This is a genomic window from Nonomuraea sp. SBT364 (assembly GCF_001083785.1).
Taxonomy (GTDB): domain Bacteria; phylum Actinomycetota; class Actinomycetes; order Streptosporangiales; family Streptosporangiaceae; genus Nonomuraea.
Map to the genome: position 1 here is coordinate 1 of NZ_LAVL01000113.1, position 14,056 is coordinate 14,056.

General features: G+C 71.4%; 14 protein-coding genes. 8 read left to right on the top strand and 6 right to left on the bottom strand.

Annotated features, from left to right (window positions below):
• Window positions 1-870 (bottom strand): DEAD/DEAH box helicase (locus ADY59_RS33885; protein ID WP_231619022.1); only part of this gene is annotated, 870 nt, incomplete at its 3' end.
• A gap of 408 nt (window positions 871-1,278) precedes the next feature.
• Here ADY59_RS33885 and ADY59_RS33890 point away from each other — a divergent pair.
• The 4 genes from ADY59_RS33890 (at window position 1,279) to ADY59_RS33905 (ending at window position 5,975) form a co-directional block, all read left to right on the top strand.
• Complete coding sequence (locus tag ADY59_RS33890) at window positions 1,279-1,629, top strand: STAS domain-containing protein (RefSeq protein ID WP_020542579.1); 351 nt, start codon at window positions 1,279-1,281, stop codon at window positions 1,627-1,629.
• Window positions 1,630-2,058: an ATP-binding protein gene (locus ADY59_RS33895; protein ID WP_049571052.1), complete on the top strand. Its 429-nt coding sequence runs from the start codon at window positions 1,630-1,632 to the stop codon at window positions 2,056-2,058.
• An 829-nt stretch (window positions 2,059-2,887) separates the two neighbouring features.
• A complete protein-coding gene (locus ADY59_RS33900) occupies window positions 2,888-5,173 on the top strand; it encodes a sodium-translocating pyrophosphatase (protein WP_049571054.1) in 2,286 nt (761 codons plus the stop codon).
• 325 nt (window positions 5,174-5,498) lie between these two features.
• Window positions 5,499-5,975: a SixA phosphatase family protein gene (locus ADY59_RS33905; protein WP_063780873.1), complete on the top strand. Its 477-nt coding sequence runs from the start codon at window positions 5,499-5,501 to the stop codon at window positions 5,973-5,975.
• Here the strand turns inward: ADY59_RS33905 and serB are convergent.
• From serB to ADY59_RS33920, 3 genes are read right to left on the bottom strand one after another with little or no spacing between them, the layout of a single operon-like run.
• Window positions 5,947-7,182, bottom strand: a complete 1,236-nt coding sequence (serB, locus tag ADY59_RS33910; RefSeq protein ID WP_049571057.1) for a phosphoserine phosphatase SerB — start codon at window positions 7,180-7,182, stop codon at window positions 5,947-5,949. The two genes, ADY59_RS33905 and serB, sit on opposite strands and share 29 nt — an antisense overlap.
• 51 nt (window positions 7,183-7,233) lie before the next feature.
• Window positions 7,234-8,244, bottom strand: a complete 1,011-nt coding sequence (locus ADY59_RS33915) for an S-adenosylmethionine:tRNA ribosyltransferase-isomerase (RefSeq protein WP_049571058.1) — start codon at window positions 8,242-8,244, stop codon at window positions 7,234-7,236.
• A complete protein-coding gene (locus tag ADY59_RS33920) occupies window positions 8,241-8,897 on the bottom strand; it encodes an SDR family NAD(P)-dependent oxidoreductase (RefSeq protein ID WP_049571060.1) in 657 nt (218 codons plus the stop codon). The genes ADY59_RS33915 and ADY59_RS33920 overlap by 4 nt, the downstream gene beginning before the upstream one ends.
• A gap of 93 nt (window positions 8,898-8,990) precedes the next feature.
• Here ADY59_RS33920 and ADY59_RS33925 point away from each other — a divergent pair, with 93 nt between their 5' ends.
• Both ADY59_RS33925 and ADY59_RS33930 read left to right on the top strand, forming a co-directional pair.
• Window positions 8,991-10,106: a GAF domain-containing sensor histidine kinase gene (locus tag ADY59_RS33925; RefSeq protein ID WP_049571119.1), complete on the top strand. Its 1,116-nt coding sequence runs from the start codon at window positions 8,991-8,993 to the stop codon at window positions 10,104-10,106.
• Complete coding sequence (locus tag ADY59_RS33930; RefSeq protein ID WP_049571063.1) at window positions 10,103-10,720, top strand: response regulator; 618 nt, start codon at window positions 10,103-10,105, stop codon at window positions 10,718-10,720. The genes ADY59_RS33925 and ADY59_RS33930 overlap by 4 nt, the downstream gene beginning before the upstream one ends.
• Here ADY59_RS33930 and ADY59_RS33935 read toward each other — a convergent pair whose 3' ends face one another.
• Complete coding sequence (locus tag ADY59_RS33935; RefSeq protein ID WP_049571067.1) at window positions 10,721-11,446, bottom strand: hypothetical protein; 726 nt, start codon at window positions 11,444-11,446, stop codon at window positions 10,721-10,723.
• Window positions 11,447-11,514: 68 nt separating this feature from the next.
• On the opposite strand from ADY59_RS33935, the gene ADY59_RS33940 reads away from it, so the two are divergent.
• Complete coding sequence (locus ADY59_RS33940; protein WP_049571069.1) at window positions 11,515-12,303, top strand: ABC transporter ATP-binding protein; 789 nt, start codon at window positions 11,515-11,517, stop codon at window positions 12,301-12,303.
• 344 nt (window positions 12,304-12,647) lie between these two features.
• Here the strand turns inward: ADY59_RS33940 and ADY59_RS33945 are convergent, their stop codons facing one another.
• Window positions 12,648-12,971, bottom strand: coding sequence for a PadR family transcriptional regulator (locus tag ADY59_RS33945; protein ID WP_049571073.1), 324 nt, complete (start codon window positions 12,969-12,971; stop codon window positions 12,648-12,650).
• 121 nt (window positions 12,972-13,092) lie between these two features.
• Here ADY59_RS33945 and ADY59_RS33950 point away from each other — a divergent pair, with 121 nt between their 5' ends.
• Window positions 13,093-14,016 carry an SPFH domain-containing protein gene (locus ADY59_RS33950; RefSeq protein WP_049571076.1) on the top strand — a complete coding sequence of 308 codons (924 nt, stop codon included), beginning with the start codon at window positions 13,093-13,095 and terminating at the stop codon, window positions 14,014-14,016.
• Window positions 14,017-14,056 lie beyond the last annotated feature (40 nt).

The window sequence follows — 14,056 nt, forward strand, 5'->3', positions numbered from 1 at the left end:
GCGGGGGGGCGGGCGAGGACCGGGCCGCGGCGGCGCACCGGCGCGCCGCCCGGGCGTCGGCGAGGTCGGGTGCTGGGGGGTGCCGGGGCGGGTGCTGCGTGCGGAGCTCGTGCCCGGGGTGGTGGCGGAGAGGGAGAAGGCGACGTCGGAGAGCTTGGCGCGGGCGGAGAGGGCGACCGTTTCGGCGCCGCGGCGCGAACGGACGAAGGCGAGCGTGCGGACGTCGGCCAGCACCAGGTCCGCCAGCAGGTCGGCGGCCTCGGCCGTGGCGGTGCGGCGCACCGGCGCGCCGCCCTCGCCCCGCAGCTCGGTCAGGGGCGGCTCCCACAGCGCGATGGTGGTCGCGCCCTTGGGCGACCCGTCAGCCGTCACCTCGGCCGTCTCGAGCCCCGTCAGCCGCCTGGCGAACGTCCCCGGCTCGCTGGCCGTGGCCGAGGCGAGGAGGAACGTCGGGCTGCTGCCGTAGCGGGCCGCGACGCGGCGCAGGCGGCGCAGGATCTGCGCGACGTGGGAGCCGAACACGCCCCGGTAGCCGTGGCACTCGTCCACGACCACGAGACGCAGCCGCCGGAAGAACGCCGACCACTGCGCATGCCGGGGCAGGATGCTGCGGTGCAGCATGTCGGGATTGGTCAGGACGTAGTTGGCGTGCTTGCGCACCCAGGTGCGTTCCTCGAACGGCGTGTCCCCGTCGAAGCAGGCGGCCCGCACCTGGGTGATGCGCAGGTCGCGGATGCCGCGTAGCTGGTCGGCGGCCAGCGCCTTGGTCGGCGTGAGATACAGGACCGTGCCGCCGTCGAGACATGAGCTGACCGCCGGGGTGAGGTACGCCAGCGACTTCCCGGATGCCGTTCCTGTGGAGATGATCACGTTTCGGCCACGATGAGCCAGGTCTGCCGCTTCGTACTGATGTGACCAGAGCCCCGCGACGCCCCGGTTCGCCAAGCGCGTAACCAGGACTTCCGGTGCCCATTTCGGCCACCCCACTTGACCTGCTTGACGTGCTGGAACATGCTCCACATGGGTGACACGCTCATGACGTGCGGGAACTCCGAGCAGGTGTCGGAGGAGTGGACCCGTTCGGTGTGGGGAGGATGCGGAGGAAGTCACTGTTTCCAGTCTGCGTCCGTGGGCAAAGTCGCCGGGAATCGTGATTTCGTATAGACACAAGCCAGACGCGTGGTTGAATGCCGCGCGTCAGGGTCCGACAGTCGGGAGCCCCGCTCCAGACTGCCAGGCCCGCAAGAGTACTTTCGCAGGCGAGGCGCTGGAGGATCTGTGGATCTGAAGTTGGATCACCACAACGAGGACCGACTCACCATCGTCGAGGTTGAGGGTGAGATCGATGTCTACACGGCGCCGAGATTGCGTGAGCTCCTCATCGACCTGGTGAACAAGGGTAACTTCCACCTTCTCGTCAACATGGAGAAGGTCGACTTCCTCGACTCGACGGGTCTTGGCGTCCTGGTCGGCGGGCTCAAGCGGGTCCGCGCCCACGACGGCTCCCTTGAGCTGGTGTGCACCCAGGAGCGCATCCTCAAGATCTTCCGGATCACCGGACTGACCAAGGTCTTCGGGATCTACGCATCGGTCGACGAGGCCAAGGAAGCTCACGGCAAAGACAAGTAGATGGCCACTGTCGAGCTGACGTTCAGCGCTCTTCCCGCGCATGTGCGGACCGCCCGGCTGGTCGCGACGGCGATAGCCCGGCGCACCGGCGTGGAGGAGTCCCTGCTGGACGAAGTCAGGCTCGCCGTGGGTGAGGCGTGTTCCCGGGCGGTCGAGGCGCATCGCGCCCACTGCCCGGGCGAGCCCATCCGCATCGAGCTCCGAGACGATTCCGGGCGCTTCGAGGTCACGGTCAGCGATCAGGCGCCCAGCGACGAGATCAAGCAGGAACAGCCCCTCGATCTGGGCATGCTCTCCGACTCGTTCATGTCCGGCTTCGGCATCGCGGTCATCGCGGGTCTGGCGGACGACGTGGAGGTCTTCCCCAGTCCCAAGGGCATGCGTATCCGCATGAGCTGGCCCGCCGCGGCCAACGGCCGCCCCGCCTGACAGATCCCCTCCCCCCACACCCGTGCGGGGGAGGGGCAGGGCCGCCTGAGATCCGCCACCCGCGCGTACGGGGCCGGCCTAACCGCCCCCGCACGCGCTTACGGGCCGCCCCTGAGTCCCCGCGCTACGGGCCGCCCTGGGTCCTGCGCGTTACGGACCGCCCTGGGTCCCCAGTGCGCGCTATGGGCCGCCCCCGGGAGCCCCCCCCTGCGCTGGGAGGCTGTCTAAAGGCGCATCCGCGCTACAGGCCGCCCCTGGGAGCCCCACCTGCGCTGGAGGCTGTCTAGGAGGCGCATTCGCGCTGTGGGGCTGTCTGGGCACCCACAAGCGCGCCTACGGGCTGGATGGTGGCAGTTGCGCACTGTGTGCCCGGTACGTGCACGTACGAGCTTCTGAGACCTTCTGGGCAACCCGGGCGGCGCCCGCCAGTGCACCCCCTCCTGACCGATGCGGCATCGTCGGCCGTGAGCCGGACGGGCCTTCGACGTGCCCAGCTCCGGGCGCGAAGGAAGATCGCCAAAACGCCCGGGCGCCATTTTCGGTCAGTACTTTTCTCTCAGTAGTCACGCCCGTAAAGACGCGGAAATATCATCCGCCACTTCGCGAATCGCCCCACTGTCTGGGGCTTACTGGACAGGCGCACAATTGCCCGCGTCCAGAGCCTTCATATCTGCGTATCCCCTGCGTAGACTCCCGGCACCGGCCAAGGTGATCCGGCGCACACTGCGGATTCAACCGGAAGCGGCACCCACAACCCGGATGGTGCCGCACCGCCCGCCGATATACGCGCACCGCCCGGGCAGGACGACCGGTCTTGCCGAGGAGAACGATGTCAAGGCACCTGCTGGCACTGGAGCCAGCGTCAAATCTGGCCCTGAGTTCAAGCAATCTCACCATTGTGATCGTGGTCGCCGCGGTCGCGCTGATCGCCCTCGCCGTCGCCGGCGGCCTGGTGCGCGAAGTGCTGGCCGCCGACCAAGGCACGGAGCGCATGCAGAACATCGCCCGTGCCGTGCAGGAGGGGGCCGCCGCGTACCTGACGCGGCAGTTCCGCACGCTGGCGATCTTCGTCGTCGTGATCCCCTTCCTGTTGCTCCTGCTCCCGGGCGAGACCGACGTACGCGTCGGCCGCTCGATCTTCTTCGTGGTCGGAGCGGTGTTCTCCGCGCTGACCGGGTTCATGGGCATGTGGCTGGCCGTGCGCGGAAACGTGCGCGTCGCCGCGGCCGCCCGTGAATCGGGGGAGAAGCGCGCGATGCGCATCGCGTTCCGCACCGGCGGCGTGGCCGGCATGTTCACGGTGGGCCTCGGCCTGCTGGGCGCGGCGGTCGTCGTCTTCTTCTACCAGGGCAACGCGCCGGGCGTGCTCGAAGGCTTCGGCTTCGGCGCCGCGCTGCTGGCGATGTTCATGCGAGTCGGCGGCGGCATCTTCACCAAGGCCGCCGACGTCGGCGCCGACCTGGTCGGCAAGGTCGAGCAGGGCATCCCCGAAGACGACCCGCGCAACGCCGCGACCATCGCCGACAACGTGGGCGACAACGTGGGCGACTGCGCCGGCATGGCGGCCGACCTGTTCGAGTCCTACGCCGTCATGCTCGTCGCCAGCCTCATCCTGGGCCGGGTGGCCTTCGGTGAGGAAGGGCTGATCTTCCCGCTCATCGTCCCGATGATCGGCGTGCTCACCGCGATCATCGGCATCTTCGTCACCCGCATGCGCGACAGCGACCGCAACGGCATGGCCGCGATCAACCGCAGCTTCTTCATCTCCGCGGCGATCTCCGCGGTGCTGGTCGCCGCCGCCGCGTTCTGGTATCTGCCCAGCAGCTTCAGCGGCCTGAGCGGCGCGGGCGTGCAGTCCGACGCCGACCCGCGGATCATCGCCATCGGCGCGGTGCTCATCGGCCTGGTCCTGGCCAGCGCCATCCAGCTGCTCACCGGCTACTTCACCGAGACCAACCGGCGCCCGGTGCGCGAGATCGGCGAAAGCTCGGCCACCGGCCCGGCGACCGTCATCCTGGCCGGCATCAGCGTCGGCCTGGAGTCCGCCGTCTACTCGGCGCTGATCATCGGTGGCGCGGTCTACGGCGCGTTCCTGCTCGGGTTCGGCAACGTGACGATCGCGCTGTTCGCGGTCGCGCTGGCCGGCACCGGGCTGCTGACCACCGTCGGCGTCATCGTCTCCATGGACACCTTCGGCCCGGTCTCCGACAACGCGCAGGGCATCGCCGAGATGTCCGGCGACGTCGAAGGCGAGGGCGCCCGCGTCCTCACCAGCCTCGACGCGGTCGGCAACACCACCAAGGCCATCACCAAGGGCATCGCGATCGCCACGGCGGTGCTCGCCGCGACGGCGCTGTTCGGGGCGTTCCGTACGGCCGTGGAAGGCGAGCTGCCACAGGGGGCCGCGTTCAACCTCGGCATCGACGCGCCGAACGTACTGGTCGGTCTCATCGTCGGCGCCGCGGTGGTGTTCCTCTTCTCGGGGCTGGCCATCTCGGCGGTCGGCCGCGCGGCGATGCGCGTGGTCTTCGAGGTACGCGACCAGTTCCGCAAGAACCCGGGCATCATGGACGGCAGCGTCAAGCCCGAGTACGGGCGCGTCGTCGACATCTGCACCCGCGACTCGCTCCGTGAGCTGGCCACGCCCGGTCTGCTGGCGGTCATGACGCCGATCGCGGTCGGCTTCGCGATGGGTTACGCGCCGCTCGGCGCGTTCCTCGCCGGCGCCATCGCGTGCGGCACGCTCATGGCCGTCTTCCTGTCCAACTCGGGCGGCGCCTGGGACAACGCCAAGAAGCTCGTCGAAGACGGTCACCACGGCGGCAAGGGGTCCGAGGCCCACGCGGCCACGGTCATCGGCGACACCGTCGGCGACCCGTTCAAGGACACCGCCGGTCCGGCCATCAACCCGCTGATCAAGGTGATGAACCTGGTGGCGCTGCTGGTCGCGCCGGCCGTGGTGCTCTACGCGGACAACGCGCCGCTGCGCATCGGGATCACCGTCGTGGCCGTGGGCGTGGTGGTCGCCGCCATCATCGTCTCCAAGCGCCGCTCGGTGACCTCGGAGCCGGCCAACAACGACAACGACCGCGAGCAGGAGCCCGTGGCCTCCTGACCCGACCCGGAACGCCCGCCCCCTCGCGATGGGGGCGGGCGTTCCTTTTGCGCCGGCCCCGCCGCCCATGGGCTCACGAGGCAGCCGGACGCCATGCGCCTCCCGCCGAAGGCGGCGGGTCCGGCGTACGAGGGCAGGCCCATCTCCTCCAGCGCGCCGCTTTCCCGTACGGGTGGGAGGGGTGTTGGGCGGGCGAGCGGGGGCGGTGGGAAACTGGGCGGATGGACGACAAGCCGCCCAACGGCGGGAAGACGCTGGCCATGATCCTGCTCGTGATGCTGGCCATCCTGGCGGTGCTCGTGGGCCTGGCCGTCTGGGCGTCGAGATGACCGGGGCGCGCACGCTGATCGTGCTCCGGCATGCCAAGGCCGCCCAGGACGCAGACCTGCCGGACCGGGAGCGCCCGCTGACCGGGCGCGGCGAGCAGGACGCGAAGCGGGCGGGCGAGGAGATCAGGGCGCTGGGCCTGGAGCCGGACCTGGTGATCTGCTCACCGAGCCGGCGCACCACGCGCACCGCGGAGCTGGCCTTCCCGGGCGTCGAGGTCGACTATCAGCGCGACGTCTACGCCGCCTGGCCGGAGGAGCTGCTGGAGATCGTCCGCCGGGCCGATCCGGAGCGGCGGACCGTGGTGCTGTGCGGGCACAACCCGGGCGCCCTGGAGCTGGCCCTGCAGCTGAGCGGGGGCGACTTCGGCTTCAGGCCGGGGGCGTTCGCGGTGATGGAGGTGGAGTCGGCGTGGGCGGATCTGTGGCCGGGCGGCGGCCGCCTGGTCACAGTGTGGGATCCCAAGGAGCGGTGAGCAGGGCGTCCTCGGCGTCGGCGGCCTCGACCTCGTCCCGGGAGATGCCGAGCAGGTAGAGGATCGAGTCGAGGTAGGGCGTGTTGACGGCGGTGTCGGCGGCCTGCCGGACGACGGGTTTGGCGTTGAAGGCGATGCCGAGCCCGGCGGCGGCGATCATGTCGAGGTCGTTGGCGCCGTCGCCGATCGCGACGGTCTGGCTGATGGGCAGCCCGGCCTCCTTGGCGAACCGCTCCAGCGCCCTGGCCTTGCCGGGCCGGTCGACGATCTCGCCGGCGACGCGGCCGGTGAGCTTGCCGTCGACGACCTCCAGCACGTTGGCGGCCGAGTAGTCGATGCCGAGGTCGTCCACGAGCGCGTCGGTGATCTGGGTGAAGCCGCCGCTGACGATGGCGAAGCGGTAGTCGAGCCGCTTGAGGGTGCGGACGAGGGTGCGGGCGCCGGGGGTGAGCACGACCTCCTTGCGCACCTGCTCGAACACCTCGGCGGGCAGCCCTTCGAGCAGGGCGACGCGGCGGCGCAGCGATTCGGCGAAGTCGAGCTCGCCGCGCATGGCCTCCTCGGTGACGCGGGCGACCTCGTCGAGGCAGCCGGCGTGGGCGGCGAGCAGTTCGATGACCTCGCCCTGGATGAGCGTGGAGTCGACGTCCATCACGATGAGCCGCTTGGCCCGCCGGGACAGGCCGGTTCGCTGGACGGCGACGTCGACCTGCTGGGTGGCGGCCTCGGCGGCGAGCTCGACGCGGAGCGCGTCGGGGTTGGCGCCGGAGACGGACAGCTCGATGCAGGTGACGGGCCACTGGGCGAGGCGTTCGATGCGGTCGATGTTGGCGCCGGCGGCGGCGATGCGCCCGGCGATGCCGGCGATGGCGGCGGGCTGCAGGGTGGCGCCGAGGACGCTCACCGACAGGCGGCCGCGGCGGCGCTGCTCCTTGGCGGTGGAGCCGGTGGAGAGCTCCACCTCCATGCCGAGGTCCTCGGCGATCTGCTCGACGGCGGTCCACATGGCGCCGAGCGTGGTGCCGGTGCCGGTGGACGGGCCGCCGGCGTAGGCGACGAGCACGCCGAGCGTGAGCCTGCCACGGATGACGACCTGCTCGATGTCGGCCACGGTGACCGGAAAGCCGGACAGAACGGAGAAAAGTCTCGAAGTAACGCCCGGGCGGTCAGGGCCGGTAAATGTGATCAGGAGGGTGCGCTGGTCCACATTCAGCCACGGTACTGCGCCCGTTCCGGTGCTCGCGTACCAGGTGCCCTCCTATTCCGAGAGGATCAGATGAGCGTCGCCGAACTCGTGCCACAGATAAGCCTCCCGGATCGCCGCCTCGTAGGCCCGCCGGAGCGGCTCCTCACCGGCGATGGCGGTGAGCATCTGCAGGTGGCTGGAGCGCGGCTCGTGCAGGCCGGTGATCAGCCCGGAGACCGCGCGCGGGCCGTCCTCGGGTGTGACGACGCGGGTGGTCCAGCCGGCTGACGCCGACACCCGCCCGCCGCCGTCCGCCGCCGTCTCCAGCGCGCGCACCACGGTCGTGCCCGCGGCCACCACCCGGAAGCCGCTCCGCCTGGCCAGGTTGACCAGCCGGGCCGTGGCCTCGGGCACCTCGTAGCGCTCGGCGTACGGAGGCTCGTCCTTCTCCGGCGAGGCAACGCCGGTGTGCAGCGTGATCGGCGCGACGCCGACGCCCCTGGCCACCAGCGCGGTCACCAGCTCGGCCGAGAACGGCCGGCCGGCGCTCGGCATCTCCGCGCTGCCGGGCACGGTCGCGAACACGGTCTGGTAGGCGTCGAGCGGCCAGTCCCGCTCCACGTACGAGTAGCGGATCGGCGTGCCGTACTCACGCAGGTACGCGAGCACGTCCCGGTCCAGGGTCGCCCGCCACAGGCGCGGCGTCTCCCGGTCGAGCAGCCGCAGCGTGGCTTGTCCTGGCATGGGCAGCCACTCGCCCGGCTCGCAGCCGAGGTACGGCTCCGACGCGGTGGACGTACGGCGGCGCAGCTCGACCAGCCACGTGCCGTCCTCGCGCGCGGTCGAGAAGTGCACCGCGAGCCGGTCCAGCCGGACGGCGGCCGGCAGCGTCGCGGAGTTGTTGACCACGATCAGGTCGCCGGGCGACAGCAGGCCGGGCAGGTCGGTGAAGCGCCGGTGCTCCGGATCGCCGGCCCCGGGGGAGACCAGCAGCCGGACCCCGTCCCTGGTCAGCCCTCTGGCCTCGGGAGGCTCGTGGGCGGACAGCGCGGGCGGCAGCGCGAAGTCGAGTGCCGCGGTCATCGCAGGCTCACCCGTCCGCTGGCGGGCCGGGCACGGATGAGTTCGTGCAGCGTGGCGGCGACCTTGGCCGGGTCGCCGGCGGCAGCGGCCTCGTCGGCGCCCACGGCGTCGGCCAGCATGCGGGTGTTCATCTCGCCCGGGTCGACCCACCAGACGGCCAGGTCGGGTTCCTCGGCCGCCAGCACGTTCGAGAGCTGGTCGAGCGCGGCCTTGGTGGCGCCGTACCCGCCCCACCCCTCGTAGGCGCCGGTGGCGGCGTCGGAGGAGAGGTTCACGACGGCCCCGCGCCGGGCGCGCAGCGCCGGCAGCGTGGCCTGGAGGAGGGCCAGGGGCGCGGTCACGTTCGTCTCCAGCAGCGCCCGGAACTCCTCCAGCGGGTAGCGGGCCAGCGGCGGCAGCGGGGTCGCGCCCAGCCCGCCGGCGTTGTTGACCAGCAGGTCGAGCTCCGGTACGGCCTGCGCGAGGCGGGCGACGTGGGCCGGATCGGTCACATCGCCGGGCAGTGCGGTGGCGCCCAGCTCGTCGGCGGCCCGCTCCAGGTCGCCGGCGCCCCTGGCGGTGAGCACGAGCTGCCAGCCGGCATCCGCCAGGGACCTCGCCAGGGCGAGGCCGAGACCGCGGGAGGAGCCGGTGATGAGTGCGGTGTTCGTCATGATTCGACCGTAGGAACCGGCCGCCGCGGGCACATCGGCCCGAGGCCCCGCCCGCGGCTGGGCACTTCGTCCTAGGACCTTAGAGTGGGGCTCGTGACGGCCGACCGAGACGAGATCCTGCAGGCGGTGAGCTCCGCCGTGCTGGCGGTCACCCGGCACCTGTCGGTGCGCGAGGTGCTCCAGGTCATCGTCCGCTCGGCGCAGCGGCTGCTGGACGCCCGCTACGCGGCGCTCGGCGTGCCCGACGAGGACGGCTCGTTCGCCGAGTTCGTCGCCGAGGGCATCACCGACAAGCAGTGGGACGCGATCGGCCCGCTGCCCCGCCAGCATGGCATGCTCGGCGCGATGCTCCGCGACGGGGTCCCGGTGCGGCTGCCCGACCTGCGCGACGACGAAAGGTTCGAATACTGGCCGAAGGCCCATCCGGTGATGAAGGACTTCCTCGGCGTCCCCATCCTCGACGGCCGCGAGACGCTCGGCATCATCTTCCTGGCCAACAAGCGCACGCCCGGCGGCTTCACCCAGGCAGACCAGGAGCTCCTGACGCTCTTCGCCGCGCACGCGGCCATCGCGCTCACCAACGCCAGGCTGTACGAGCGCGGCCGCGAGCTGGCCATGCTGGAGGAGCGCAACCGGATGGCGCGGGAGCTGCACGACGCCGTCACGCAGAAGCTGTTCTCGCTCAGGCTGACCGCCCAGGCCGCCGCCGCGCTGGTCCAGAGCGCCCCCGACAAGGCCGCCGCCGAGCTGGAGCGGGTGCAGCGGCTGGCCGGCGAGGCGCTGGCCGAGCTGCGCGCGGTGATCGTCGAGCTGCGCCCGGCCGAGCTCGACCGGCACGGGCTGTCCGAGACGCTCCGCAAGCACGTGCGCCTGCTCGACCGGCTGCACCCGGCGTCGATCACCTACGAGTGCGCCGAGGTGCCGCCGCTGGGCTCGGAGTCGGAGGTGGTGGTGCTGCGGGTGGCGCAGGAGGCGCTGCACAACGCGCTCAGACACTCCGGCGCCTCGGAGGTGTCCGCCAAGCTGTCGCACGAGGAAGGCAGGCTGGTGCTGACCGTGCGCGACAACGGCAGCGGCTTCGAGCACGGCGAGACCCGGGGGCTGGGCCTGGTGTCGATGCGTGACAGGGCCGGGGCGGTGGGCGGGCGCATGAGCGTAGACTCCGCCCCCGGCAGGGGGACGACCGTACGCGTGGAGGTGGACGTGTGATCCGGGTGCTGATCGCGGACGACCATCCGGTGGTGCGCCAGGGCCTGCGCACCTTCCTCGACCTTCAGGACGACATCACGGTCGTGGGCGAGGCGGGCGACGGGGAGCAGGCGGTCGCCCTCGTCGGCGAGCTCACGCCCGACGTGATGCTGCTCGACCTCAAGATGCCGGTGCTCGACGGTCTCGGCGCGCTCGGCAGGCTGACCGGCTCGGCGACCCGGGTGCTGGTGCTGACCTCGGTGAGCGACCGGTCCGACGTGGGGCCGGCGATGCGCGCGGGAGCCGCCGGGTTCCTCTACAAGGACGTCGCCCCGACCGCCCTCGTGCAGGCCGTGCGCGCCGTGCACGGAGGACAGGTGCTGCTGGCGCCGGAGGCGGTGGAGGCGATGCTCAACGGCGGCGGCGCGGGCTCGTCCGTTACTGTGCCGCTGACCGATCGCGAGCGCGAGGTGCTGGCGCTGATCGCGGCCGGCCGGTCCAACCGGGAGATCGCCAGGAGCCTGGCGGTGGCGGAGAAGACGGTCAAGACGCACGTGTCCAACGTGCTGATGAAGCTGGGCGTCCAGGACCGGACCCAGGCCGCGCTCTACGCGGTCCGGCACGGTATGACCTGATCAGCGCCCCTGCTCGTTCCTGACCGGCTCGAAGATGGCGTGGTGGGCCGCCACCACGGCCCGGCGCACCGCGCGGTCCAGTTCGCGCAGGGCGGCGCCGCCGGCGGCGAGCTGGCCGGAGGTGAGCCCGCGTTCCTCGGCCAGCCGCAGCACCGCGCCGAGCCGCGTGGCCAGCGCCGAGACGCGGTGGGCGCGGCCCGGATAGCCGGGCGCGAGCTCGCCGCCCTGTGTGACGTGCTCGGGACGGCCCTGCGCGGGCCCGTCGACGGACGTCAGCGCCTGCGTGGCCGACCGCATCGCCTCCGACAGCTCCCGCTCCGCCTCGGCCACCGACGGCAGGTCCTGGCGCGCGGGTCCCGTTTCCTGTACGTCCAGCCGTACGCCGACATAGGACGATCCGCGCAGGTCGAGCGAGGGGACCAGGCCGAGGCACCGGTCCGGCAGCACCGCGATGGCGGCCTGCCCGGCGTCGACCGCGGCGGAGTTGAACGACGGCGGCCCGGACAGCCCGAGCGGGTCGCCGGGCGCCGGGAGGGCCAGACGGAGCTCGCCGAGCCGGTCGGAACGCAAATTGGCCAGGTAGCGACGCAGCGGCACCTCGCCGACGACAGCGGGCCCGCCGATGGCTTCGACGTGGTCGACGGCCTCGTCGAGACCGACATGACCGGCGAGCCAGGCGTTCCCCCAGGCGACGAGCGCGGCACAGACAGGCGATTCAGGGTGCACCGATCCACGATAAGCGCTCGCCCTGCAATAGGTTTGTCCCAAGGGTCACTCCTGGAGGAGGAACGGGGATGGGTGGTCAGGTGCTGCGGTTCCAGGATGTCGCCTACAGGCGTGACGGGGCGACCCTGCTACGCGGCATCGACTGGACCGTCGAGGAGGACGAACGCTGGGTCGTGCTCGGGCCGAACGGGGCGGGAAAGACGACGTTGCTCCAGGTGGCGGCCACGCTGCTCTATCCCAGCGAAGGGCTGGTCGAGGTGCTGGGGGAGCGCGTCGGCGTGGCGGACGTGTTCGACCTGCGGCCGCGCATCGGGCTGGCGAGCTCGGCGCTGGCCGAGCGCATCCCGCCGGACGAGAAGGTCATCGACCTGGTGCTCACCGCGTCCTACGCGCTGCTGGGCCGGTGGACCGAGGAGTACGACTCCAACGACGTCACGCGGGCCGTCGAGCTGATCGACATGATGGGCGCGGCGCACCTGATCAGGCGGCGGTTCGCCTCGCTGTCGGAGGGTGAGCGCAAGCGGGTGCAGATCGCCCGCGCGCTCATGCCCGACCCGGAGATGCTGCTGCTCGACGAGCCGGCGGCCGGGCTCGACGTGGGCGGGCGTGAGGATCTGGTGCGGCGGCTGTCGGTGCTCGCGGGCGACTACCGTTCGCCGGCGCTGGTCCTGGTGACGCATCACGTGGAGGAGATCCCGACCGGCTTCACGCACGCGCTGATGCTGCGCCACGGCGCGGTGGTGGCACAGGGGCCGCTGGAGCACGTGATGACGGCCGACAACCTGTCGCAGACCTTCGGCGTGCCGCTCGCCCTCGACCGCAGCGCCCAGGGCCGCTGGTACGTAAGACCGTACTGACGCAGCACCGTACTGACGCAGCGTCTCACTGACGCAGCGCGTCCACCGGCTCCAGCCGGGCCGCCCGCAGCGCCGGGTAGAGCCCGGCGAGCAGGCCGGGGCCACCGCTGGGCGGCCGACACGGCGACCCACAGCGGGATGCCGCCCGCGTACGGGATCAGCGCCGCCAGCTGGGTCAGGGTCAGCACGGTGATGCCCCGGTGCAGGCCGTCCGGCCAGGCCGGTCCGTGGGCGGCCGGGCTCGGTGCTCTCCAGGAGCACGTCCAGGAGCCCGTCGCCGTGGTCGGACCGGTAGCCGTGCGGGTATGCCCGCAGCAGCAGCCGGTACCGCCGCTCCAGTGCCGTCATGCGAAGGCCGTCCCGATGACGACCGACGCCGCCTGGTGCAGGCGCCGCGCCTCGGCCCGGAGCTGGGAGCCGCCTTCCTCGGTGAGCCGGAAGCAGCGGCGCCTGCGGCCGTCGACGGTCTCCTCGCGATCGACGGTGATCAGGTGGTTCGCCGCGAGCCGGTCCAGCGCGCCGTAGAGGGTGCCCACGGCGAGCTTGACCCGGCTCTCGGAGAGCACCCGGACCGCCTTGATGATCGCGTGACCGTGCATCGGGCCGTCGAGCAGCGCCGCGAGCACGAAGTACGCGGGCTCGCCGAGCCCGCGAGATCCTTCAGCCATGACGCAGGACCATACTTCGCCACGCGAAGTATGGTCAACCGGAATCGATCAGAACGGTCACAGGACAGGGAAAGCAAATATCATCTACGAAGTCGGGAAATATCGGCTTCGGAGCGTAGCCATGACCACGGAACAGCTCATCGTCGCCCTCGTCGTGGTCGCGGCGGTGGGCTTCGGCGTCGCCCGCACGATCCGCATCATTCCGCAGGCCACGGCCGCCATCATCGAGCGCCTGGGCCGCTACCACCGGACGCTGACGCCCGGGCTGAACCTGGTCGTGCCGTTCATCGACCGCATCAAGGACATGATCGACCTGCGCGAGCAGGTGGTCTCGTTCCCGCCGCAGCCCGTGATCACCTCCGACAACCTGGTCGTCTCCATCGACACCGTCATCTACTTCCAGGTGACCAACCCCAAGGCCGCCACGTACGAGATCGCCAACTTCCTCGTCGGCGTCGAGCAACTGACCGTCACGACCCTGCGCAACGTGGTGGGCGGGATGGATCTGGAACGCACCCTGACCTCCCGCGAGGAGATCAACACCGAGCTGCGCGGCTCCCTCGACGAAGCCACCGGCAAATGGGGCATCCGGGTCAACCGGGTCGAGCTCAAGGCCATCGACCCGCCGGCCTCCATCCAGGACTCGATGGAGAAGCAGATGCGGGCGGACCGGGACAAGCGGGCCGCCGTGCTCACCGCCGAAGGGCAGCGCCAGGCCGCCATCCTCGCCGCCGAGGGCGAGAAGCAGGCCGCCGTCCTGCGGGCCCGGGGCGACGCCGAGGCGGCGGTCCTGCGCGCCCAGGCGGAGGCCGAGGCCCAGGCGATGCGGGCCAAGGGACAGGCGGACGCGATCGGGATGGTGTTCAAGGCGATCCACGAGGGCAATCCCGACCAGCACCTGCTCGCCTACCAGTACCTGCAGACCCTCCCGGAGATCGCCAAGGGCGACGCCAACAAGGTGTGGATCGTCCCCTCGGAGATGGGCAAGGTTCTGGAGGGGCTCGGCGGCCTGTTCTCCCCCCGCGAACCCGACAAGCCCGCCTGAGTCGTACCTCGGCCGTTGTCCCAGGAAGGCGCCCCTCTAG

Coding starts and splice junctions, on each gene's coding strand:
- ADY59_RS33895 (WP_049571052.1), top strand. CDS start 1,630: ATGGCCACTGTCGAGCTGACGTTCAGCGCTCTTCCCGCGCATGTGCGG.
- ADY59_RS33900 (WP_049571054.1), top strand. CDS start 2,888: ATGTCAAGGCACCTGCTGGCACTGGAGCCAGCGTCAAATCTGGCCCTG.
- ADY59_RS33905 (WP_063780873.1), top strand. CDS start 5,499: ATGACCGGGGCGCGCACGCTGATCGTGCTCCGGCATGCCAAGGCCGCC.
- ADY59_RS33915 (WP_049571058.1), bottom strand. CDS start 8,244: ATGACCGCGGCACTCGACTTCGCGCTGCCGCCCGCGCTGTCCGCCCAC.
- ADY59_RS33920 (WP_049571060.1), bottom strand. CDS start 8,897: ATGACGAACACCGCACTCATCACCGGCTCCTCCCGCGGTCTCGGCCTC.
- ADY59_RS33940 (WP_049571069.1), top strand. CDS start 11,515: ATGGGTGGTCAGGTGCTGCGGTTCCAGGATGTCGCCTACAGGCGTGAC.
- ADY59_RS33945 (WP_049571073.1), bottom strand. CDS start 12,971: ATGGCTGAAGGATCTCGCGGGCTCGGCGAGCCCGCGTACTTCGTGCTC.
- ADY59_RS33950 (WP_049571076.1), top strand. CDS start 13,093: ATGACCACGGAACAGCTCATCGTCGCCCTCGTCGTGGTCGCGGCGGTG.